Origin of the sequence: Paractinoplanes pyxinae, from assembly GCF_026626335.1 — a bacterium.
Classification (GTDB): domain Bacteria; phylum Actinomycetota; class Actinomycetes; order Mycobacteriales; family Micromonosporaceae; genus Actinoplanes; species Actinoplanes pyxinae.
The window spans coordinates 50,004-72,095 of the sequence record NZ_JAPNTZ010000029.1; the positions used below are offsets into that span (position 1 = coordinate 50,004).

22 protein-coding genes are annotated in these 22,092 nt (G+C 71.8%); 6 read left to right on the top strand and 16 right to left on the bottom strand.

Annotated features, from left to right (window positions below; translation table 11 throughout):
- The first annotated feature begins 5 nt into the window (after positions 1-5).
- The gene (locus OWR29_RS47290; protein ID WP_267570272.1) at positions 6-887 is read left to right on the top strand and encodes an aldo/keto reductase; all 882 of its coding nucleotides are present in this window, start codon (positions 6-8) and stop codon (positions 885-887) included.
- On the opposite strand, the gene OWR29_RS47295 is transcribed toward OWR29_RS47290, so the two are convergent.
- From OWR29_RS47295 to OWR29_RS47325, 7 genes are all read right to left on the bottom strand, one after another.
- Positions 859-3,639 carry an AfsR/SARP family transcriptional regulator gene (locus tag OWR29_RS47295; protein ID WP_267570273.1) on the bottom strand — a complete coding sequence of 927 codons (2,781 nt, stop codon included), beginning with the start codon at positions 3,637-3,639 and terminating at the stop codon, positions 859-861. The genes OWR29_RS47290 and OWR29_RS47295 overlap by 29 nt on opposite strands.
- Positions 3,640-3,660: 21 nt before the next feature.
- Entirely contained in the window at positions 3,661-4,656 is a 996-nt protein-coding gene (locus tag OWR29_RS47300) for an SDR family oxidoreductase (RefSeq protein WP_267570274.1), read from the bottom strand.
- An 85-nt stretch (positions 4,657-4,741) separates the two neighbouring features.
- Positions 4,742-5,215 carry a hypothetical protein gene (locus OWR29_RS47305; protein ID WP_267570275.1) on the bottom strand — a complete coding sequence of 158 codons (474 nt, stop codon included), beginning with the start codon at positions 5,213-5,215 and terminating at the stop codon, positions 4,742-4,744.
- A complete protein-coding gene (locus OWR29_RS47310) occupies positions 5,212-5,787 on the bottom strand; it encodes a CDP-alcohol phosphatidyltransferase family protein (protein ID WP_267570276.1) in 576 nt (191 codons plus the stop codon). The genes OWR29_RS47305 and OWR29_RS47310 overlap by 4 nt, the downstream gene beginning before the upstream one ends.
- The gene (locus OWR29_RS47315) at positions 5,784-6,011 is read right to left on the bottom strand and encodes a hypothetical protein (protein WP_267570277.1); all 228 of its coding nucleotides are present in this window, start codon (positions 6,009-6,011) and stop codon (positions 5,784-5,786) included. The genes OWR29_RS47310 and OWR29_RS47315 overlap by 4 nt, the downstream gene beginning before the upstream one ends.
- On the bottom strand, positions 6,012-6,350 hold the full coding sequence (locus OWR29_RS47320) for an ArsR/SmtB family transcription factor (RefSeq protein ID WP_438872749.1): 339 nt from the start codon (positions 6,348-6,350) through the stop codon (positions 6,012-6,014).
- A gap of 66 nt (positions 6,351-6,416) precedes the next feature.
- Positions 6,417-7,286 carry a LysR family transcriptional regulator gene (locus OWR29_RS47325; protein ID WP_267570279.1) on the bottom strand — a complete coding sequence of 290 codons (870 nt, stop codon included), beginning with the start codon at positions 7,284-7,286 and terminating at the stop codon, positions 6,417-6,419.
- An 83-nt stretch (positions 7,287-7,369) separates the two neighbouring features.
- On the opposite strand from OWR29_RS47325, the gene OWR29_RS47330 reads away from it, so the two are divergent.
- A complete protein-coding gene (locus tag OWR29_RS47330; protein ID WP_267570280.1) occupies positions 7,370-8,566 on the top strand; it encodes an MFS transporter in 1,197 nt (398 codons plus the stop codon).
- Here the strand turns inward: OWR29_RS47330 and OWR29_RS47335 are convergent.
- Entirely contained in the window at positions 8,553-9,485 is a 933-nt protein-coding gene (locus tag OWR29_RS47335) for a thioredoxin family protein (protein WP_267570281.1), read from the bottom strand. The two genes, OWR29_RS47330 and OWR29_RS47335, sit on opposite strands and share 14 nt — an antisense overlap.
- 47 nt (positions 9,486-9,532) lie before the next feature.
- Here OWR29_RS47335 and OWR29_RS47340 point away from each other — a divergent pair, with 47 nt between their 5' ends.
- Both OWR29_RS47340 and gap read left to right on the top strand, forming a co-directional pair.
- Positions 9,533-10,486 (top strand): GlxA family transcriptional regulator, encoded by a 954-nt coding sequence (locus OWR29_RS47340; protein WP_267570282.1) that lies wholly within the window; start codon positions 9,533-9,535, stop codon positions 10,484-10,486.
- 63 nt (positions 10,487-10,549) lie between these two features.
- Positions 10,550-11,545 carry a type I glyceraldehyde-3-phosphate dehydrogenase gene (gene gap / locus OWR29_RS47345; protein ID WP_267570283.1) on the top strand — a complete coding sequence of 332 codons (996 nt, stop codon included), beginning with the start codon at positions 10,550-10,552 and terminating at the stop codon, positions 11,543-11,545.
- On the opposite strand, the gene OWR29_RS47350 is transcribed toward gap, so the two are convergent.
- From OWR29_RS47350 to OWR29_RS47365, 4 genes are all read right to left on the bottom strand, one after another.
- Positions 11,514-12,587 (bottom strand): sensor histidine kinase, encoded by a 1,074-nt coding sequence (locus OWR29_RS47350; protein WP_267570284.1) that lies wholly within the window; start codon positions 12,585-12,587, stop codon positions 11,514-11,516. The two genes, gap and OWR29_RS47350, sit on opposite strands and share 32 nt — an antisense overlap.
- The gene (locus tag OWR29_RS47355; RefSeq protein WP_267570285.1) at positions 12,584-13,243 is read right to left on the bottom strand and encodes a response regulator transcription factor; all 660 of its coding nucleotides are present in this window, start codon (positions 13,241-13,243) and stop codon (positions 12,584-12,586) included. Before OWR29_RS47355 ends, OWR29_RS47350 begins: the two co-directional genes overlap by 4 nt.
- 3 nt (positions 13,244-13,246) lie before the next feature.
- Positions 13,247-13,855 carry a VanZ family protein gene (locus OWR29_RS47360; RefSeq protein WP_267570286.1) on the bottom strand — a complete coding sequence of 203 codons (609 nt, stop codon included), beginning with the start codon at positions 13,853-13,855 and terminating at the stop codon, positions 13,247-13,249.
- 65 nt (positions 13,856-13,920) lie between these two features.
- On the bottom strand, positions 13,921-15,018 hold the full coding sequence (locus OWR29_RS47365; RefSeq protein WP_267570287.1) for a zinc-binding alcohol dehydrogenase family protein: 1,098 nt from the start codon (positions 15,016-15,018) through the stop codon (positions 13,921-13,923).
- Between the two features lie 87 nt (positions 15,019-15,105).
- On the opposite strand from OWR29_RS47365, the gene OWR29_RS47370 reads away from it, so the two are divergent.
- Positions 15,106-15,669 carry a TetR/AcrR family transcriptional regulator gene (locus OWR29_RS47370; RefSeq protein ID WP_267570288.1) on the top strand — a complete coding sequence of 188 codons (564 nt, stop codon included), beginning with the start codon at positions 15,106-15,108 and terminating at the stop codon, positions 15,667-15,669.
- On the opposite strand, the gene OWR29_RS47375 is transcribed toward OWR29_RS47370, so the two are convergent.
- The 4 genes from OWR29_RS47375 to OWR29_RS47390 form a co-directional block, all read right to left on the bottom strand.
- Complete coding sequence (locus tag OWR29_RS47375) at positions 15,649-16,263, bottom strand: hypothetical protein (protein ID WP_267570289.1); 615 nt, start codon at positions 16,261-16,263, stop codon at positions 15,649-15,651. The two genes, OWR29_RS47370 and OWR29_RS47375, sit on opposite strands and share 21 nt — an antisense overlap.
- A 70-nt stretch (positions 16,264-16,333) precedes the next feature.
- Complete coding sequence (locus OWR29_RS47380; protein WP_267570290.1) at positions 16,334-18,190, bottom strand: elongation factor G; 1,857 nt, start codon at positions 18,188-18,190, stop codon at positions 16,334-16,336.
- A 217-nt stretch (positions 18,191-18,407) separates the two neighbouring features.
- The gene (locus OWR29_RS47385; protein WP_267570291.1) at positions 18,408-19,706 is read right to left on the bottom strand and encodes an FtsX-like permease family protein; all 1,299 of its coding nucleotides are present in this window, start codon (positions 19,704-19,706) and stop codon (positions 18,408-18,410) included.
- Positions 19,703-20,425: an ABC transporter ATP-binding protein gene (locus OWR29_RS47390; RefSeq protein WP_267570292.1), complete on the bottom strand. Its 723-nt coding sequence runs from the start codon at positions 20,423-20,425 to the stop codon at positions 19,703-19,705. Before OWR29_RS47390 ends, OWR29_RS47385 begins: the two co-directional genes overlap by 4 nt.
- An 85-nt stretch (positions 20,426-20,510) precedes the next feature.
- On the opposite strand from OWR29_RS47390, the gene OWR29_RS47395 reads away from it, so the two are divergent.
- Positions 20,511-21,407 carry a TetR/AcrR family transcriptional regulator C-terminal domain-containing protein gene (locus OWR29_RS47395; RefSeq protein WP_267570293.1) on the top strand — a complete coding sequence of 299 codons (897 nt, stop codon included), beginning with the start codon at positions 20,511-20,513 and terminating at the stop codon, positions 21,405-21,407.
- Positions 21,408-22,092 lie beyond the last annotated feature (685 nt).

The window sequence follows — 22,092 nt, forward strand, 5'->3', positions numbered from 1 at the left end:
GTCACATGGAACTCTTCGACAAGCTGACCGGGGTCGCGCGCGTCGGGTTGGGGCTGGCGGCGGTCGGGCGGCCGGCGTACATCAATCTGGGCCGCGAGGCGGATCTGCCGGCCGACCGCAGCGTCGAGGCGATGCGGGAGCGGGCGCACGAACTGCTCGACCGGGCCTACGCGGCCGGGGTGCGCTACTTCGACGTGGCCCGCTCGTACGGCCGCTCGGAAGAGTTCCTGGCCTCCTGGCTGCCGGGCCACGACGACGCCCTGGTCGGCAGCAAGTGGGGCTACACGTACACCGCGAACTGGCAGCTCGAGGCCGAGGCGCACGAGGTCAAGGACCACAGCGTGGCCACCTTCGACCGGCAGATCGCCGAGACCCGGGCCCTGCTCGGCGACCGCCTCGGGCTCTACCAGATCCACTCGGTCACGCCGGACAGCCCCGCGCTGACCGACCAGACCCTGCACCGCCGCCTGGCCGGGCAGGGCGCGGTCGTCGGCCTGTCCACCAGCGGCCCTCGCCAGGCCGAGGCCATCCGGGCCGCGCTGGCGGTCGAGGTGGACGGCGAGCCCCTGTTCCGCAGCGTCCAGGCCACCTGGAACCTGCTCGAACCGAGCGCCGGCCCCGCCCTGGCCGAGGCGCACGCGTCCGGCCGGGCCGTCATCGTCAAGGAGGCCATGGCCAACGGTCGCCTGGCCGGCCGCGACGCCGAGGCGCTGGCCGCCGCCCTCGACCAGCCCTGGGCCACCGTCGTCCTGTCCGGCGCGGCCACGGAGGCCCAGCTCACCTCGAACCTGCGCGCGGCCGGGCTCGACCCCGCGACCATTCACCCGGTCGAGGCCGAGACGCCCGAGGCCTACTGGGCTACCCGGGCCGCGCTGCCCTGGGCGTGACCTCGCCCAGCCGTTCGGTGAGCGCTTCGGCGGCCGCTGTCCGGCCCAGCTCGGTCAGGTGGTCGCGGGCGCGCCCCCAGTGGGCCGCCGCCTCGCCGCGGCGTCCCGCCCGGGCCAGCAGGTCGCCGCGGTGGACCTCGATCCAGGCCGCCCCTTCCTGGTTCTCGTCCCGCCGGAACAGCTCCTCGGCCCGGGCGAACAGGTCCATCGCCTCGTCGACCCGGCCCCGGCGGCCCGCGATGTCCGCGCGAGCCGCGACCGAGCCGGCCGCCATGTGCAGGGCGCCGGTCTCCAGGGCGAGGCTCTCGGCGCGGGCGTAGTCGGCCAGCGCGGCCCCGGTGTCGCCGACCTCCGCCCGTACCCAGCCGAGCCCGTGCAGCACGTACGGCACGGCGTTGCGGTCGCCGGCCGCCTCGAACAGGGCCAGCGACCGTTCGAAGTGGGCGATCGCCTCCTCGTGCTCGCCGAGTTCCGTCGCCACCATGCCGAAGTTGCGGTAGACCTCGGCCAGGGCCTCGGTCCTGCTCAGCGACTCGAACAGCTCGAGGCTGCGCCGCAGGTGGCCGGACGCCCGGCGCAGACGCTCGACGTCCTGCTCGATCACGTCCTGGCCGCGCCCGGCGAGCGCGTCGGCGCCGGCCAGCATCCGGTGCATGACGGCCTGACCCTCGATGTCGCCGGCGATGACCGCCTGGCTCAGCGCGCGCTCGGCCGCCGCCTGCCACCGCTGGTACAGACCGCGGCGCTGGTAGTACGGGATGAGCAGTTCGGCCAGCCGCCACGAACGGGGACCGGCGACGCCGACCGCCGATTCGAGCACCGCCAGCTCGCCGGCGAACCAGGCCATCGCCGCCCGGGCGTCCGGAAACGGTTCGCCGCCCGTCGCCGACGGCGCGTCACCCGCCCGGAAGGCAGGCTTGAGCACGCGGTTTGCCTGGTCGCCGACCCGCATCAGATGGTCGAGCAGCGCGTCCACCGCGGCCGTCCGCTCGGCCTCGGTGTCGGTGCTCGCGCTCAGCTCGGCCGCGTAGGCCTTGATCAGGTCGTGGAACGCGTACCGCCCGGGCCGGATCTCGGTCAGCAACGAGGCCCGGACCAGCTCGCGCAGCAGCGGCCGGATCCGGTTCGGCGAGAGGCCGGCCAGCGTCGCGGCGGTGACCCATCCGAAGTCCGGGCCCGGGTGCCAGGCCAGCAGCCGGAACAGACGGGCCGAACCCTCGGCGAGCATGCGGTAGGACCACGAGAACACATTGCGTACGTCGCTGCGGGGTTCGGCGTCGTCGAGGAAGGACGATTCCCGCAGCTCCCCGGCCACTTCCGTCAGCGCCCAGCCCGGGTTGGTCAGCGCCCGGGCGCTCGCCACGGCCATCGCCAGCGGCAGGCGGCCGCAGCGCTCGATGATCTCGTCGAGCGCGGCCTCCTCGCCGGCCACCCTGTCCGCGCCCAGCCTGTCCCGCATGCCCGTCCGGGACTCCGCCCACGACGGCACGGTCAGGCTGAACGGCACCGCGCCGTCGCTGACCACCAAGCCGGTGAGCCGGTTGCGGCTCGTCACCAGCACGAGGCTGCCGGGTGCGGCCGGCAGCAGCGGCCGCACCTGCTCCTCGTCGCGCGCGTTGTCGAGCACGACGAGCAGCCGGCGATCGCTCACCGTGGCCCGGAACAGCTCCGACAGGGCGGCCGTGCCGTCCGGCATCTCGCGCGCGGGCACACCCAGCCCGGACAGAAGCTGGACCAAAGCCTGGTCGCTGCTCAAGGGCTGATCGACGAGGTCGAAGCCGCGCAGGTCGACGAACAGGCGGCCGTCCGGGAACGCGGCGGCCGCCTCGTACGCCCAGTGCAGCACCAGGCTGGTCTTGCCGACGCCGGGCAGGCCGTCCAGGGCACAGATCACCGTGGCCGAGGCGTCCGGGCCGACCGCCTCGGCGATCCGGGACAGCTGGGCCAGTTCGGCCGCGCGCCCGGTGAAGAAGCGGTTGCGCGGTGGAAGCCGGGACGGCGCCGGTGGCCGCGCGGCGGCCGGCCCGACGTCCTGGTGCAGCACCCGGTCGTACGCGGACCGCAGTTCCAGCCCCGGGTCGACCCCGAGCTCGTCGGCCAGCCGCGTGCGCACAGCGTGATAGGCGGCCATGGCCTCGGCCTGCCGGCCCGCCGCCGTGAGCAGCAGGACCAGCCGCGTCTGCAGCGCCTCGTCCAGCCCGTACTCCCCGGCCAGCGGCTCGACCAGCGGCAGCACCTTCGCAACCTCGCCCGACGCCAGCGCGTCGTCGGCCACCGCGCACAGCAGGGTGATCCGCTCGCGGTCCACCGCCTCGAACTCGGGCAGGAGCTCCGGCGGCAGTTCCAAGCCGGCCCCGCACCGCCCGCGCCAGAGCCGCAACGCCGCGAGCCGGTGCTCCAGCTCTGGCTGCTCGGCGAGCTCGCGGAAGCGCAGCAGATCCGCCGACTCGGGGCCGCCCACCAGCCGGTAGCCGTTCGCCGTCCGCCGCACCCAGCTCCCCTGGGCCCGGTACGGCAGGTCCGGCTCGAGCAGCCGCCGCAGGTTGCTGATGTGCCGGTGCACGATGTCGGCCGCCCGGGCCGGTGGATCGTCGCCCCACAGCAGCAGGTCGAACTCGTCCGGCGTGACCGGGCGGCCGGCCCGCACCAGCAGCAGGCCCAGCACGTGCCGCAGCTGGCGGCCGAGGTCGGGCTCGGCCTCGGCCCGGCGCGCCACCACCGGCCCCAGAACGCCGAGCGTGATGAGCGGCATCGATCCACCATAAGGGGAGAATCAGCGGCGGCGGCGCCCCAGCAGAGTGGCGCCCAGCACGGCCGCACCGGCCGCGCCGGCCAGGGCCACCCGGTGCATCGAGGCCCACGACCACACGTCGCGCGACTTGGCCTTGTCGTCGAACATGCCGTGGGCGCCGTGGTCGGCGTCGTCGTCCTTGGGCTCGAAGACGTTGCTGCCGTAGCGGGGGCCGCCGTCGTCGCTGAGCTGGCCGTCGACGACGTTGCGGGCCAGGTACCAGTCCATGAACGAGGGGGCCAGGCGGCTGCCGAGGATCGTGTACGCCGTCGAGAAGCCGACCCACATGGTGCGGCGCGGGTTCTCGGCCAGGAAGCGGACGGCCCGGGCGGCCACCTCGGGCTGGAAGATCGGCTCGACCGGCTGCGGGTGCTGGTCGAACTCGCTGGCGTTCCAGTCGAACTGCACGGTGTTCACGCCCGGCAGCTGCACCTGGGCCACCCGGACGGCGCTGCCGACGTGCTTGAGCTCGGCGATCACGCTGTCGGTGAAGCCCTTGATCGCGTGCTTGGCCCCGCAGTACGCCGACTGCAGCGGGATGCCGCGGAAGGCGAGCGCGCTGCCGATCTGCACGATGACCCCGCGGTCGCGGGGCCGCATGTATTCGAGGGCCACCCGCGTGCCGTGCACCTGGCCCAGGTACGTGACGTCGGTGATCTTGCGATATTCCTCCTCCGGGATGTCCCAGAAGTACCGCAGGTCGCCCGAGAACGCGTCGTTCACCCAGAGCTCGATCGGCCCCAGCTCCTGCTCGACCCGGGCCGCGGCCGCCCGCACCTGGCCCGAGTCGGCCACGTCGGTCTCGATGCCCAGCGCCCGCGCCCCGAGCTGCGAGGCGTCCTCGGTCGCGCCCTCCAGGCCGGCCTTGCCGCGGGCCAGCACCGCCACATCCCAGCCGTGCCCGGCCAGTTCCCGCACGACCGCGCGGCCCACTCCGGCCGTACCCCCGGTGACCACGGCTACTCGACGCTCAGTCACAGCGTCTCCCCCTCAGCTTCACGATATGCCGAGGTTGCAGGTACCCCGCACGGACCGGTCGAACACCGGCGAGCGCGGGCGGTGCTCAGAAACCGATCAGGTGCGGGGCCAGGGCGAGCGTCACGAACCGGACCGTACGACCCACCAGGCACGTCGCGGCGAAGGTGACCGGCCCCATGGGCGTGCGGCCGAGGTAGACGCTGACCGCCAGCAGCGGCGGGAACCCGGTGACACCGCTGGCCAGCAGCACGCCCAGGGCCGGGCCGGGACGGTCCATGACCTCGACGAGTTTCGCGCCGGCCGCCCTCAGCCGGCCGCGCGGCCGGGACGGGCCGGCCTGGCCCAGCCGGCGCCGCAGCCAAGGTGTGCGGAGCGCGCCGCGGGCCGTCAGGAAGATGAGGGTCTTGCCGGCGGTCTGACCGATGGCGGCGGCCACGCCGAGCGCCACCGGCGGCGTCCCGGTCGTGGCCACGGCGGCGATCACGTACGGCTCGGCCGGGGTGAACGGCAGGAAGGCCGACAGCAGCCCGACGGCCGCGGCCGCCAGGACGGCGATCACGGCCGGGCCGGCAATCGGGCCGCGCGGACCAACGAGACGACCTTCACCACGGCGACCCCGGCCGCGAACGTGACCGCCACGGCGACCGGCGCGGCGATGGCCAGGATGACAACCGCCGCCGTGTTCAGCGCCTTGGCCGGCGGCGACCAGTTCCACCGGTGAACGAGCCGGTCGACGCGGTCGAAATAGTTCGGGCTGAGCAGCGGCCAGCGCAGGAACATCAGGCTCAGCAGCTGGTCGATCACCATGAACTGGATCAGGAACACGGCCATCGGCAGCGCGGTCCCGGGCCGCAGGACGATCAGGGCGGCAGCGCAGGCCGACGTGCAGGCCCGGTCGGCCACGATGTCGAAGACCGCGCCCGTACGCGTCTCTTGCCCCAGGGCTCGGGCGGCGACCCCGTCGAGCATGTCGCCGACCCAATAGATCAGGTACGCCGCGACGAGCAGGTGCACACTGCGGTGGCTCAGCGCGGCCAGGGCCAGCCCGACCGAGCCGACCGTCCGGACGGCGGTGACGACGTTGGGGACGTTGACCAGGGTGAGCGGCGGGCTCAGACCGGCCGCGGTCATTCGGCGTCCTTGAGGATGCGTTGCATGTCCGCGGTGCGACGGTTCAGGTCGGCCAGCTGAGCGCTCACCTCGGCCAGCAGACGCTGGGTCTCGGCCGCCTGTTCGGCGTACTGGCGCTGCAAGTCACCCGACACCGAGGCGCGCGAACGCACGGCGGCCGACCAGATGGCCGCGATCAGCACGGCGGCGACAACGACGAGGAAGACCGGGGCGGTGAAGTCCATCTAACTGGTTCCTTTCGGCAGGGCGTCGCCGTCATCGGCGGTGCTGAGAGTCGCGGCGGCGGCGGCCACCAGGTCGGGCGTGAGGTGCAGCGAGAACGGGGCGGGCTCGTAGTACTTGAGCGCCTTGCCGTCCTCGGAGAACTCGAGATGGGCGGTGACCAGGCCGGCCTTCTCCAGCTTCTTGAGGTGCACCTGCAGCAAGGCGCGGCTGATGCCCAGGTCGCGGGCCAGCTGGGAGACGTACACCCGCCCGCCGGCCAGGGCCGCGACCACGCGCAGCCGATGCGGGCTGGCCAGCGCGGCCAGAACCTCGATCAGCCGGTCGCCGGTCAGCTCCACCACAAATCACCTTGGCTCATGCCAACTATTATTGGCATGTGCAAGAGACATCGTCAACGGCAGGCTTCAGTCGTACGAGCCGCGTTCCTCGACGAGAGCCCGGAAGCGCTCGGCGGCCGGGGTCAGCACCCGGTCCGTACGCCAGGTCAGCCCGACCACGCGCTCGGCGCCCCCGAGCGACAGGCCGACCGTGCCGGAGACGCCCACGAACTGGTCGGGCACCACGGCCACCCCCAGGCCCGCGCCGACCAGGCCCTCGATCGTGGCCAGGTCACCGATCTCGAGGGCGACCCGGGGCGTGACGCCGGCCGCGGCGAACAGCTCGTCGACCAGCAGGCGGAAGCCGAAGCCGGGCGGGATCGTCACGAAGTCCTCGCCCGCGACGTCGGCCGGCCGGGCCCGGCGCCGGCGGGCCAGGCGGTGGCCCGGCGGCACGATCAGCGACAGCCGCTGCCGTTGCAGGGGCAGCCACCCGTACGGGCCGTCCGGGCGCGGCGAGGTCAGGGCCAGCTCGGCCTCGCCCGCGTCGACGTCGCGCATGATCTCGTGGCCCGGTTCCTGCCGCAGCTCGACCCGCAGGAGCGGGGCCGCCCGCCGGACGTCGCGCAGGATCCGCGGAACCAGCGAGGTGGCCATCGAGTCGAGGAAGGCCAGCCGCACTGTGCCCGAGCCGGGGTCGAGCAGCCCGGCCAGTTCGCGCCGCAGCCGGTCGTGGCGCTCGACTATGTCCCGGGCCGCGGCCAGCGCCACCAAGCCGAGCGGGTTGGGGTGCACACCGCGGGCGTCCCGCTCGAACAGACGCGCTCCGAGCTCACCCTCGACCCGTCCGAGCAGCCGCGACAGCGTCGGCTGGCTGATACCGAGCGCGGCGGCCGCCTCGGTCACGTGTTCGTGCTCACCCAGAGCGGTCAGTGCCCGAAGATCCTCGATCTGCACGCCGCCCATCATACGAATCGCGTATCGGATCAATGATTTTCATGCATTGGACGCATGGACTTCGGCGGCGAAGAGTGGCCGGCATGGACATGGGTCACCGCACCGGGGAGCCGGGCTACCGCCGGGTCTGCCTGGCGTTGTTCGCGGCCGGGGTGGCGACTTTCGCGGCGCTCTACAGCACGCAGGCGTTGCTGCCCCAGCTGGCGGCGGCGTTCGACGTCACGCCGGGGCAGAGCTCGTGGTCACTGTCGATGGCCACGATCGGGCTGGGCGCGGCACTGCTGGTCACCGGGCCGCTGTCGGAGCGGATCGGCCGTACGCGCTTGATTCATTGGTCCTTGACCCTGTCGGCCCTGCTGGGGCTGGTCTGCGCCGTGGCCCCGAGCTGGCACGTGCTGCTCGGGCTGCGGCTGCTGCAGGGCGTCGCGCTGGCCGGGCTGCCCGCGGTGGCGACGGCCTATCTGCGCGAGGAACTGCACGCCTCGACCCAGGCCCGGGTGGCCGGTCTCTACATCGGCGGGACGGCGCTGGGAGGTATGGCGGGGCGGCTGCTGACGGGTGCGCTTTCCGAGCCGTACGGCTGGCGGGTCGCCCTGGCTGCCGTCGGCGTGCTCGGCCTCGGCTGCGCGTTGCTGGCCGGGCTTCTGCTTCCTCGTTCCCGCCATTTCGTACGGCGGTCGGCCGCACCGTTCACCAGGCGGGCGTTCACTGATCCGGCGCTCCTGGCGCTGTACGGGATCGGCGCGTGCGCGATGGGCGCCTTCGTGGCCGTCTACAACGCGATGGGTTTCCGGCTGACCAGCGCGCCGTTCGCTCTCGGGGCGGGGGTGGCCGGGGCGGTTTTCCTGGTCTATCCGGTCGGCATGCTCAGTTCGGCCGTCGCGGGCCGGCTGGCCGACCGGTACGGGCGCCGGGCCGTCATGCCGGTCGGCTGCCTGGTCACCGTGGCCGGGCTGCTGCTCACGCTGGCCGGGTCGCTGCCGGTGGTGGTGGCCGGGCTGGCCGTGATGACCGCCGGGTTCTTCTGCGTGCACGGCATCGCCAGCGGCTGGGTGCCGGTGCGGGCGCACGCCGGCGACGTGCCGCCCGCGCAGGCCGCCTCGCTGTACCTGTTCGCGTACTACGCGGGCTCGTCGGTCTTCGGCAGCCTGGCCGGCGCTGCCTGGTCGCGGGGTGGATGGCCCGCCGTGGTGCTGCTGGCGTCGGTGTTCGCCGGCGCCGCCGGCGGGCTCTCCGTGCGTCTGCGGCGGGTGCCGGCCCTGACCGCTATCCGAACGTGAAGACGTACGCGCGGGCGCCCGGCCCGGCGAACGTGATCTCGAGGAACGTCTCGCCGATCTCGCCGGGCCGGCGGATCAGCTGATACATGCGGCCCTCGTCGAGCACGCCGGTGCCGTCGGCGCCGACGTCGAGGCCGGCCGCCTCGCCCGGGGGCACGCCGTCGAGCGTCACGCGGAACGGGATCGGCTCGCCGCCCGCGCGGTCGAGCACCAGGTTGGCGTCGCGGGCCTGGAAGCGGAACGCGATGCCGCCGTCCGGCTCGGCCGACGTGACGTGTTCGCTGCCCACGGTCCACTCGCCGTCCAGGGCCCAGTGGTTGAAGTGCAGATATTGCGCGTACGTGTATCCGTGCCGCCGCCCGAACTCGGCCTCGCCGGCCGAGGCGAAATGCTCGCCCCGCGCGTACCCGAGATACGTCTCGGGCGTGCGCAGGTGGGTCCAGTCGGCCTCCACCTCGACGCCGACCGGCTCGACCCGCGAGAGAGGCCGGTGGACGCCGAGCAGCCGCTGGATCGAGCGCTCGGACCGCTCGTACTCCCCCTCGCCGAAGTGATGGTCGCGGATCACGCCCTCGGTGTCGGCGAGGTAGAGCGCCGGCCAGTAGTGGTTGTCGAAGGCCTTCCACACCGCGTAGTCGCTGTCGACGATGACCGGGTAGTCGATGGCCCGCTCGGCGACGGCCCGGCGGACCAGTTCGGGGCTGTGCTCGAACCCGAACTCGGGCGTGTGCACACCGATGACGATCAGCCCGTCCTGGCGGTACGCGTTCCACCAGGCGCGCCGGTAGGGCGCGGTGCGCAGCCAGTTGATGCAGGTGAGCGTCCAGAAGTCGTAGAGGACGACGTGCCCGTGCAGGTCGTCCGGCCCGAGTGGGGGCGAGTTGAGCCACTCGGCTTGCGCTAGCGAGGGCGTTCTCATAGAAACACGGTGCCAGCAACGCGGGCCTCGGCTCTATCGTCAATTGAGTGACGCTCCTCCCACGCCTGCACCGCGTCGCCGTCCTCGTGCTGGAAGGCGCCAAGCCGCTCGACGTCGGCATCCCGGCCCAGGTCTTCACGACCCGGGCCAGCATGCCGTACGAGGTGCGGGTCTGCGGCGCCGCGCCGGGCCTGGTCACCGGCGGTGACGGGCTCTCGTACCACGTGGCCGACGGCCTCGACGCGCTCGACTGGGCCGAGATCGTGTTCCTGCCCGGCTACCGCTTCCCCGACCGTGAGGACCCGCCCGCGGTCGTCGTCGAGGCGCTGCTGAAGGCGCACGAGCGGGGCGCCCGGCTCGCGGCCATCTCGACCGGCGCTTTCGCATTAGCCGCCACCGGGCTGCTCGACGGCAAGCGGGCCACCACGCACTGGCACTACACGCGGCAGCTGGCCCTGAAGCACCCGCGCGTGCAGGTCGACGAGAACGTGCTGTTCGTCGACGAGGGCAGCGTGCTCACCTCGGCCGGCGCCGCCTCCGGCATCGACCTGTGCCTGCACATCCTGCGCGGCGACCTCGGGATGGCCGCCTCCAACCACGCGGCCCGGCGGCTGGTCGCGGCCCCCTACCGCAGCGGCGGCCAGGCCCAGTACGTGCCGCACAGCGTCCCCCAGCCGCTGGGCGAACGCTTCGCGGCGACCCGGGAGTGGGCGCTGCACCGGCTCGACAAGCACCTGACGCTGGAGACGCTGGCCCGGCACGCCGCCGTCTCGCCGCGCACCTTCTCGCGGCGGTTCGCGGAAGACACCGGCTTCACGCCGATGCAGTGGGTCATGCGCGCCCGCATCGATCTGGCGCGTGAGCTTCTTGAGCTCTCGCAGTTGTCGGTCGAGCAGATCGCCGTACGCGTGGGTCTGGGAACCGGCTCGAATCTGCGCCTGCACTTCCAGCGGATCCTCGGCACCACGCCCAGCCAGTACCGGCGGACCTTCGTGGCGTGATCCTTGCGAACGGTGGCGCGCACGCCACTGTCCGGTTTTTGTTGAGCAGGCGAGGCTTCAGGCATGACTCGCATCGCCATCAACGGATTCGGCCGCATCGGACGCAACGTGCTGCGGGCGCTGCTCGAGCGGGACAGCAAGCTCGAGGTCGTCGCCGTCAACGATCTCACGGAACCGGCCGCCCTGGCCCGGCTGCTGGCCTTCGACACCACCGCGGGCCGGCTGGGCCGCCCGGTCACCGTCGAGGATTCCACACTGGTCGTCGACGGCCGCCGCATCAAGGTGCTCTCCGAGCCCGACCCGTCGAAGCTGCCCTGGAAGGACCTGGACGTCGACATCGTCCTCGAAGCCACCGGCCGCCTCGCCGCCGCGTCGAAGGCCCGCGCCCACCTGGACGCGGGCGCCCGCAGGGTTCTGGTCGGAGCGCCCTCGGACGGCGCCGACGTCACGCTGGCCTTCGGCATCAACAATTCCGCGTACGACGCCACGGCGCACACCATCGTGTCGAACGCCTCCTGCACGACCAACGCCCTGGCCCCGCTGGCGTCGGTGCTCGACGAACTGGCCGGCATCGAGCACGGCTTCATGACGACCGTCCACGCGTACACGCAGGAGCAGAACCTGCAGGACGGCCCGCACCGCGACCCTCGCCGCGCCCGCGCCGCCGCCGTCAACATCGTGCCGACCACCACGGGCGCGGCCAAGGCGATCGGCCTGGTGCTCCCCCGCCTGGCCGGCAAGCTGTCGGGCGACTCGATCCGGGTGCCCGTGCCGGTCGGCTCGATCGTCGAGCTCAACACCACGGTCTCGCGCGACGTCACCCGCGACGAGATCCTGACCGCCTACCGCGTGGCCGCCGACGGCCCGCTGGCCGGGATCCTCGAGTACTCGGACGACGCGCTGGTCTCGGCCGACATCGTCGGCAACCCGGCGTCGGCCATCTTCGACTCGGCGCTGACCCGGGTCGACGGCCGCCACGTGAAGGTGGTCGCCTGGTACGACAACGAGTGGGGCTTCTCGAACCGGGTCATCGACACGCTGGAGCTGCTAGCCGGCTGAACCGCACGGTCACGACCAGTCCGCCGGCCGGTCTCGGCGCCAGGTCGAGCTCCGCGTCGTGGGCCCGGGCGATGCCGGCCACGATGGCCAGGCCCAGGCCCACACCGGCGTGCCCGTCCGTCCGTACGCGCTGGGTCCCGCGCTGAAAGGGCTCGGTGAGCGTCGGGACCAGCTCCGGCGGAAGCAGCCGGCCGGTGTTCTCGACCCGCAGCACGCCGTTCCCCGTATGGACGGTCACGAGGCCGCCGGTGGGCAGGTTGTGGACGATCGCGTTCTGGACGAGGTTCGTCATCATCCGCAGCAACAGCTCGGGTGAGCCGGTGGTCCACGCCTCCCCGCCGGTGACCTCCAGAGTGATCCCGCGCTGTTCGGCCAGCGGCAAAAGGGTTTCGACCACCTCCTCGGCGACGAGGGAGAGGTCGACGTCGTCGTCGCTCACGTTCTCGCGGCCGAGCAGCAGCAGCGCCTCGGTGAGGGCGATCGCCCGCTGGTTGGCCGCGTGCAGCCGTTCGATGACCTCGTCCGGATCGCGCGCGGGATCGTTGCGGGCCACGTCGAGAAGGGCCCGCGAGATGGCCAGCGGGGTGCGGAGCTCGTGCGAGGCGTTGGCGGCGAACCGGCGCTGCTCGGCGACGTGCGACTCGAGCCGGTCGAGCATCGAGTCGAACGCGTCGGACAGCTCCCGGAACTCGTCGCGGCGGCCGGTCATGCGGATCCGGTGGGACAGCGACCCGCTGCCGGCCGTCCGGGCCGCGCCGGTGATCTGCTTCAGGGGCGCGAGCATGCGGCCGGCCAGGATCCAGCCCCCGATCAGCCCGAACACCAGCAGGAAGGCCAGCACCGCGGCCGCCCGGGGCGCGAAGACGTGCAGCAGGTTGGAGCGGACGGGAAACACGGCGCCGGCGGGATGGTCGGCCCGGATGAGCAGCGCCTGATCCGGCACGTAGCGCAGCAGGAACAGCCACACCGTGGCCAGCAGCAGAACCCCGGCCACCATGAGGAATCCGGCGTAGCTGAGGGTGAGCTTGACCCGGGCGCTCATGCGGCGATCCGATAGCCGACGCCGGGCACGGTGGCGATGACCCACGGCTCGCCCAGCCGCTTGCGCAACGCGGAGACGGTGATGCGCACGGCGTTCGTGAACGGGTCGGCGTTCTCGTCCCACGCCCGCTCCAGCAGGTCCTCGGCGCTGACGATGCCGCCCTCGGCCGCCACCAGCACCTCCAGCACGGCGAACTGCTTGCGGGTGAGCGCCACGTAGCGCCCGTCGCGGAACACCTCGCGCCGGAACGGGTCGAGCCGCAGGCCGCCGATCTCGCGCACCGGCGGCCGGGCGTGCGCCCGCCGGCGATCCAGGGCGCGCAACCGCAGCACCAGTTCGCGCAGGTCGAACGGCTTGGTCAGGTAGTCGTCGGCGCCGAGCTCGAAGCCGGACGCCTTGTCGTCGATCCGGTCGGCTGCGGTGAGCATGAGGATCGGCAGCCCGCTGCCCGAGGCCACGATGCGCCGGGCGATCTCGTCACCCGAAGGCCCCGGGATGTCCCGATCCAGAACTGCTATGTCGTACGAGTTGAGCCCGAGCAGTTCCCAGGCGGTGTCGCCGTCGAGCGCGATGTCGGCCGCGATCGCCTCCAGCCGCAGGCCGTCCCGCACCGCCTCGGCCAGGTGCGGCTCGTCCTCCACGATCAGCACACGCATGCCTCACACACTCCACCAGCGCCGGGACGCCAGTGCGGCGAGTACGGCGCCCGCGGTGTTGACCAGCACGTCGTCCACCGACGAAACCCGGTCCAGCTGAAACACGTACTGGGAAAGCTCCATCAGCAGTGAGCAACCGGCCGCGAGCGCCGCGACCCGGGGCAGGGACGCCAGCGCCGCGAACCGGATCGGCGCGAAGAACCCCAGGGCGGCCAGGATCACCAGGTTGCCCGCGATCCCGAGCGGGCCCATGGTGATCAGGTCGCTGAACGGCACCAGGCTCACCCGCCCGGGGACGACGCCGGCGCCCGGCCCCGGCATCAGCGTCAGCCACACCATCGGCACTGTCCCGTAGACCAGACCCACCTCGGCCACCGACTTCCGCCAGGCGCCGGGGCCCGGCCGGACGCTCGCCAGGCCCCATGCCAGGAGCGCGGCCACCGGCAGGCCGACCAGAAGCATGAGCACGACGCCGTTGTCGGTGTCGTAGCAGCCGTGCCAGTGCCCGCCCAGACACCGCGGGGCGGCCATGAACAGCATGCGCCGCAGCACGAACACCACACCCGCGAGGGCGGCGAGAACCAGGAGAACGAGCGGTATTCGGCGGGTCATGCCACCATCGAAGCCGAGGTGTTGTTGCGGCAGCGTATGGACTTCCCGATAGGCCCGCGATACCTCTACAGAGTGACCACCAGCTTGGTCGCCGAGACGCCCCGGCGCTGCTGGTCCATGGCGTCCTGCAGGTCGGACAGCGACTCACCGACAACTGACGCAGGCGGCGCGGGCTGGTACCGCCCCTCGGCCAGCGCGGCCGGCAGGAAATCCCGGAAGATGGCCGGGCCGACCTCGTTCTTCTTCAGGTCGGAGCCGTAGACGAACTTGAACCGCACGCCGCGGCGCCAGGCGGCCAGCTGCCAGCGGGCCACGCCGCCGACCATCCCGGTCAGGGCACGGCGGAACGAGAAGCCGTTCTCGAACGTGACGGGCGCGGTGGCCACCGAGACGAAACGGTTGCCGCGCGCGGCCCCGGCGATCCGGATGCAGGCGGGGGCCGAGCCCGCCCCGATCGCTAGCGCGCCGGCCAGCGTACGGTCGCCGAGGGTCTTGATGATGTCGGACTCCACCGTCGGGCTGCGGTAGTCGAAGACGCGGGCCGCCCCCAAGTCGGCGAGCCGGTCGGCGTTGCGGGGCGAGGCGGTCGTGATGACGTCGTAGCCGGCCGCCACCGCGAGCTGGATCGCGTTGCTGCCCACGCTGGTCGAGCCGCCCCAGATCAGCACGGTCTCACCGGTCGGCGCCGGGTTCGCCGTCGGGTGGCGCAATCCGAGGTGGGTGCTCTGGAACAGCGAACAGGCGGCGGTGGAGACGCCCAGCGGCAGCACGGCCGCGTCCACGTAGGACATGTGGTCCGGGATCGGCGCGGCAAGCACTTCCGGTACGACCGTGTACTGCTGGAAGGCGCCCTGGGCCGGGCTGTTGGCGTCCCGGTCGGTGCCCACGGCCAGGGCCAGCACCCGGTCGCCGGGCCGGAAGCGGGTGACCGCCGAACCCACCTCGGCCACCTCGCCGGCCAGGTCGGCCCCGAGCACGGCCGGGTACTTGAGCCAGGCGTACGCGACCCGGCCCGCGACCTGGATGACCCAGTCGAGCGGGTTGATGGCGACGGCGTGGTTGCGGACGACGATCTGGTCCGGGCCCGGCGCACTGGACGGCGCGGGGCCGACTTCGAGCCGGCGGTTACGGGCGGGAATGAACGCGGCGGTGTTCTCGGGCATGACGGCACGCTCCTCGTGACTGCACTGAGTGCAATCGGAAGTGTGGCACGTGATTGCACCAGGTGCAAACGCGGTAGATTCGGGGCCATGGCTCGCTGGGAACCGGACGCGCGCGGCCGCCTGCAACAGGCGGCCATGAGCCTGTTCCGCGAGCGCGGCTACGCCGAGGTGACGGTGGCCGAGATCGCCGAGCGGGCCGGGCTGACCAAGCGGACGTTCTTCAACCACTTCGCCGACAAGCGCGAGGCGTTCTTCGGCACGGCCGCTTTCTTCGAGGAGCGGGTGCTCACCTACCTGGCGGCGGCCGACCCGCAGCTCAGCGCCATGGACGCGACGGTGCAGGCGCTGACCCGGTGCGGGCTCGACCTGGCCGGCGTGGTCGCGCCCGAGGACGCCCGGACCCGCCTGGACGTGCTCGCAGCCACACCCGAGCTGCGCGAGCGCGACCTGACCAAGACGGCCGAGCTGACCGCGGCGATGGTCGAGGCGCTGGGCCGGCGCGGCGTCCCGGCCCGCACCGCCGCCTTCACCGCGCAGGCCGGGCTGGCCGTGTTCAACACCGCCGTACCCGTCTGGCTGGCCGACCCCACGGCCGACTTCCCCGCCCTGATGCAGGAGGCCGTGGCCGAGTTACGGGCGGCCGTTTCTTGACAAACCCACGGCGAGCAGGACGAACGCGGTGACGGTCACGATCAGCAGCAGAAGGGGAGCCAGGAAGTAGATCGGCTCGCTGGAGTACCACATCATCGAGTCGGACAGCATCCCGCCCCACGACGGGGCCGGTGGCGGACGAAGGCCGGAACCCAGGAACGAGTTCTGAACTTCGCCCAGCAAGGCGACCGGTACGACCAGGGCCGCGCACAGCAGGGCGGGCCGCGCGATCCCGCGGACCTTCCCGCGCAGGATCGCGAACACCACCAGCAGGCCGACCAGCATGACGACGACTGTGGTGCCCAGCGCCACGGCCAGCGAGAACTGCAGGCTCAGCACCAACCGGGTGAAGACGTCGCGGCCGCTTGACGGCTCGACGCCGAGCCAGTGCTCGCCGCTGATCCCGCTCTCCTGCGTCGCGCTCGACATCGGATCGATCAGGTCGATGTTGTAGGCGGCCGGGTCCTGACCGGTGACCGCCGTTAGGGGCTGCGCCAGGGCGGCCACGAGCACCAGGAACCCGGCGACGACGGCACCGGTCATGAGTGCCTTGGACTGCCGCAACCGTTGCCGCACCTGCGTTTCCTGGTTCATCGCGCGGCATCGTATCGCGTCGATGCGCCCGGCGGCGCCCCGGAGATCAGGCGCCGCCGGGCCTCGATCGTCAGACCGGGCGGTAGCCGGCCGGACGGGTGGCGAACGTGCCCCGGCCCCGCGTCCGGCTGCGCAGGTCGGTCGCGTACCCGAACAGCTCGGCCAGCGGAACCACCGCCGTCACCGACTCGCCGGTCGAACCGGTGACCCGGCCGCGGCGGGACGCCAGGTCGCCCAGCACGCCGCCCAGCGTCTCGGCCGGAGCGTGCACGGTCACGTCGGCCACCGGCTCCAGCAGGGCCAGCTCGCACGCCTCGAGCGCGGCCCGCAGACCGAACCGGCCGGCCGCCCGGAACGCCATCTCGGACGAGTCCTTCACGTGCGTGGCCCCGTCGGTCAGCGTGACCCGAAGGCCCGCCACCGGATGACCGGCCAGCGGCCCGTGGGTCAGCGCCTCCCGGCAGCCCGCCTCGACCGCGCGGACGAACTCGGCCGGCACCCGCCCGCCGGTCACCGTGGACGCGAACGCGAACCCGGTGCCGTCGAGCGGAGCCACGTCCAGCACGACGTGGGCGAACTGGCCCGCGCCGCCGTCCTGCTTGACGTGCCGGTGAACCAGGCCGGTCACGCCGCGCACGACGGTCTCGCGGTACGACACCTGGGGACGCCCGGCCGTGACGGCCACCCCGGCCTCGCGCAGCTTGGTCACCGCCACCTCCACCTGCAGCTCGCCCATTCCGCTGAGCAGCGTCTGCCCCGACTCGTTGTCGGTGCGCACCGACAGCGACGGGTTCTCCTCGACCAGTACGGCCAGCACCCCGGGCAACCGGTGCGCGTCGGCCCGCGTACGCCCCTCAAGCGCGACCGACACGAGCGGCTCAGCCACGACGGGCGCCTCCAGCTGCACCGGATGCTCCCGGGTCGACAGCGTCGTGCCCGCCCGGGCCGACTTGAGCCCGGCCAGCGCCACGATGTCGCCGGCCACCGCCCGTTCCACGTCGGTATGGCGGTCGGCCTGCACCCGCAGGATCCGGCCGACCCGCTCGGCGCGGCCCTGCCCGGCGTCCCACACGGTGTCCCCCTTGGCCAGCACACCGTCGTAGACGCGCACGAACGTCAGCCGGCCCTGACGACCGGACTGCACCTTGAACACCAGCGCGGCCAGCGGCGCGTCCTCGTCATCGCCCGGCGCCGGCAGGTAGTCGATGACGGCGTCCAGCAACGGCTCCACACCGACGTTCCGGTAGGCCGACCCGCACAGCACGACAACCGCCTTGTTGCCGATCGTGAGATCACGCATGGCCGCCCTCAACGTCTCGTCCGACATCGCCCCCAGCTCCTCGAGAGCGGCCGGGTGCAGCTCGGCCACGGCCTCCTCCAGCCGTTGCCGGGCCCGGGAAGCGGCCTCGGACCACGTTCCCGTACGCCGGTCGACCAGATCGACGACGCCGCCCTCAACCGGCAGCTGAGCCACCAGCGGGATGACGCCCAGCCGTTCCCGCAGCGACCGCACGGCCGCGTCGAGGTCGGCGCCCGGCCGGTCGAGCTTGTTCACGAAGACGATCCGCGGCACGCCGTACCGGTCGGCCTGCCGCCACACCGCCTCGCTCTGCGGTTCGACCCCGGCCACCCCGTCCAGCACGACCACGGCGCCGTCGAGCACCCGCAGCGACCGCTCGACCTCGTCGGTGAAATCCACGTGCCCCGGGGTGTCGATCAGGTTGAGCCGGTGGCCGTTCCAGTCGCAGCTGACCGCGGCCGCGAAAATCGTGATGCCCCGCTCCCGCTCCTGCGGGTCGAAGTCGGTGACGGTCGTCCCGTGCCGCACCTCGCCCCGCTTGTAGGTGGCGCCGGTCAGGAACAGGATGCGCTCGGTGAGGGTGGTCTTGCCCGCGTCGACGTGCGCGAGGATGCCCAGGTTTCGCATGGTGAAAGGACTTTCAGGAGTTCCTGCGGTGGACAGCGCCCACCCGGCCGCGTACTCAGATCGCGGTCAGGAACGACCAGCCTCGGTGGCGCAGCCGAGGCTGGGCACACCAGACACGAGAAGAGGAGCGGTGCGGTAGCGCACGGCGTCCTCCCCTCGTTCGTCTCCTTGGTTGCTGAGACCGTACGGATCTCCTTTCCCCGTTGTCGACCGGTTTTCAGGCGCGCACCGCGGCGGTAGCGGGGCCGTGGAGCGTACGGCGGGTGGTTTGGATCAGGGCGGACGCGGTGAGCACGACGGCGATGGCGGCCACAAGGGCGAAGGCGGCCGGGGAGGCGTCGGGCCAGAGACGGTCGGCCCGGGCGGAACCGAAGGGCAGGACGGTGAACAGGGAAGCCACCAGGCCGCCCAGGACGCCGGTCACCGTGATGAGGACGCCTTCCAGGGCGACCATCGCCGTCACCTGGCCGCGGGTGGCGCCGGCCAGGCGGTGCTGGGCGAACTCGCGGCGGCGGTGCGTGGTGGCGGCGATCAGGGTGTTGACCAGCATGATGGCCACGAAGACGGTGATCATGCCGACCACCACGTAGTTGAGCGTCTGGATGTCCTGGGCGTAGTCGGGCTCGACCTGCCCGGCGGCCGCGCGGTCCTCGATGCCTTGCATGTACACGGTTCCGGTGGCGATGCCGGTGAACAGCAGCACGGGCATCACCGCCGACGAGAGCCGGGGACCGCGCAGGGCCAGCCCGCCGGGTGCGCCGAAGAGGCGTACGACCGGCCCCAGGACGGCCGTGACCAGCCGCAGAAGCTCGGGCGCGAGCAGAGCCAGGCCGATCGACGCCCAGATGCCGGCCTGCCCGGCGGTCTGCATCGCGTCGATGCCCTTGCCGTCCATCAGCGTCGCCGTCAGCACCGCGCAGTTGGCCCCGATCAGCAGGAACAGCCCGGCCCCGATGCGGCGCAGCAACGGGCGTTGCCTCTGACGACCCTGATTTCCCGTACGGCGGGCAGTGGCGAAAGCCGCGACCAGTGAACCCAGCAGCGTGACCCCGAAACCAGCGCCGAGCGCGATCGGCCCGAACGCCGGATCCACCGTGGACGCCACCTGACCGGTGTTGTGCAACAGATTCACCAGAACCCGGCCGAGCAGCCACCCGACGGGCACCGCCACCGCCGCCGCCAGCAGCGCGACCGCCAAGGCCTCCCCCACGATCATCCGGCGCACCTGCGGCCCGGTCGCACCCACCGACCGCAACAGCGTGATTTGTTGCTCCCGCTGTCGCACGGCCAACGTGAGCGTGGACGTCACCGCGAAGGCCACGATGACGAGGCACCAGCCGCCGCCGACACTGGCCGTGGTCACCAGCGACTCGTTGCTGGCGGCATCCGCGCCGCTCGCCGTATCGATCAGCGACGCGAACGCCATGATGAGCGCCGCGCCCAGAAGGGCTGACAGGAACGTGGCGACGAAGCCGCCGGGACGGTGCCGCAGATTGCGCAGCGCGACCGCGATCATGCCGCCACCCCCACCCGGTCACCGAGATGAGCCAGGCGCTCGGCCACGGCGTCGGCGGTCGGAGCGCGCAGCGAACCGGCCAGCCGCCCGTCGGCCAGGAACAGCACCGAATCGGCGTACGAGGCGGCCACCGGGTCGTGCGTGACCATGATGATCGTCCGCTGCAGAGACCGCAGGAGCGCCAGAACCTCGCGGGCACTGCGCAGATCGAGGGCGCCGGTCGGCTCGTCGGCGAAAATGACGGCGGGGTCGGCCACCAGCGCCCGCGCGATGGCCACGCGCTGCCGCTGGCCGCCGGAAAGCCGCTCCGGCAGCTCACCGAGACGGTCACCCAGGCCGAGGCGGTCGAGGGTTTCGCGTACGCGGTGCCGGTCGGCCCGTCGACCGGCCAGCCGCAACGGAAGGACGACATTCTGCTCGACGGTCAACGACGGAAGCAGGTTGTAGTCCTGAAAAACGAAGCTGACGCGCGTACGCCGGAACTTCGTCATCGCCGTGTCCTTGGTGGCCGTCAACTCGGTGCCGTCGATGAACACGCGGCCGCCGGTGGGGCGGTCAAGCCCGGCCGCGCACTGCAGCAAGGTGCTCTTGCCGGAACCCGACGGGCCCATCACCGCGGTGAAGCTGCCGGCCGGGAAAGAAGCGGTCACGCCGTCGAGGGCGGTCACGCCACCGTCGTAGGTCTTGTACAGGGACTCGAGCCTCACAACGTCAGTCATGAGGTACACCGTACGAACGCACTACCCTGGAAATCGGTAGTGCTAGCACCCCAGTGTGGCTAGTGCGGAGAGGTACGGTGCACTAGTGCAGGCTCCCGTCTTCCGGCGCATCGCCGCCGAACTGGCCGACCGCATAGCCGCCGGCGAACCCCCACCCGGCGAACGCATCATGTCGACCCGCCAGATCATGGCTGAGTACGGCGTAGCGATGGCCACGGCCACCAAGGTGATCAACCAGCTGCGCGCCGAAGGACTGGTGCGAGCCCAGCCGGGCGTGGGAACGGTGGTGGCCGGCCCGACCCGCCCAGCCGGAGAAGCACCGGACCGCGACCTGGTGGTGCGAACGGCGATCACGATCGCTGACGCCGAAGGGCTGCAAGGCTTGTCGATGCGAAGGCTGGCCGGCGAACTCGACATCCCGACGATGTCGGTCTACCGGCACGTGAAAGACAAAGAAGAACTAGTGCTGCTCATGATGGACAAAGTCATGGCCGCCAACCCGCCGCCGCCCCGCATGGACCCGAGCCGAGACGGGTGGCGAGCCTGCGTGGAGGCGCTGGCCCGCCTGCAATGGTCGATGTACCGCCGGCACACGTGGCTGGCCCAGGCCGTCTCGTTCACGCGCCCACTACTGGCGCCCCATGCGATGGCGCATACCGAGTGGACTATGTGGGCGTTGGAAGGCCAAGGGTTGGACGTGAAAACGCAGTTCCGGGCGGCGGTGACGGTGGCGAACTACGTCCGGGGGACGGCGGTGAACCTCGAAGAGGAGGAGCAGGCGGTCCAGGAGACGGGAATGACGGACGCCGAATGGATGGATGCGCAGGAGGAGCGGTTCGTCGAGGTTCTGACCTCCGGTCGCCTTCCTTTGATGGCTCGGTTCATGGCGTCATCGGAGCGGGAGTTGACGCTTGATTCTTTGCTTGAGTATGGGTTGCAGAGGTTGCTTGATGGTCTTTCTCGGCAGATTCTTGGGAGCTGAAAAACCGTTTGTTTCTTGCGGTTGACGGCCGGGGACGAGGGCGATCACGCAAGCTTGAAAACCGTCTCTATGCTTTGCGTGATCGCCCTCGTCCCCGGCCTTGCCGGGGGCTCGGTTGCGGCTTTTATTATGGTCGGTGCTTCTCTGATTGCATGGCTGGGCTGCGGGAATCCGTGCGAGTTGTGGTCTGGCTGCCGCGTTGTGGATGGAACTATGACCTTTTCTTACTCGGGCCGGCCTTTGTGGTGGGTTGCGCGTTCGTACCGTGCCGGTTGCGGTCGCCTTCGGCTCCATCTGGGGAGAACATAACCCGTGGGCGGCACCGGGGTCACCAAAGGGCACAGCGTCGGATTTGTGGCTAAGTGTCGTGGGGCTCGGTAGCTGTTTTCAGCTTATGGGTGGCTGAGCCGTTGGGAGTTTCGCCGTTCTTTCTTCACAGTGGGTCCTGGCTTGGGTGCTCTCCAGCGATGCGCCGGGGTTTGGGGCAGCGCCACAGGGTTGGCCCCTGTGAAGCAGGCCGAAACACGCCCTTGGCTGCGATCATGGGAAGCGTGCCGGAGCTGAGCTATGACGTGGTGGGGGCTACTCGGCCGGGGCATGCGGACTGGGATGAGCGGCCGAACGGATACCGGCGGTTCGAACGTACGGTCTGCGTGGGGCAGGGCGAGGCGGACTGGCAGCGGGT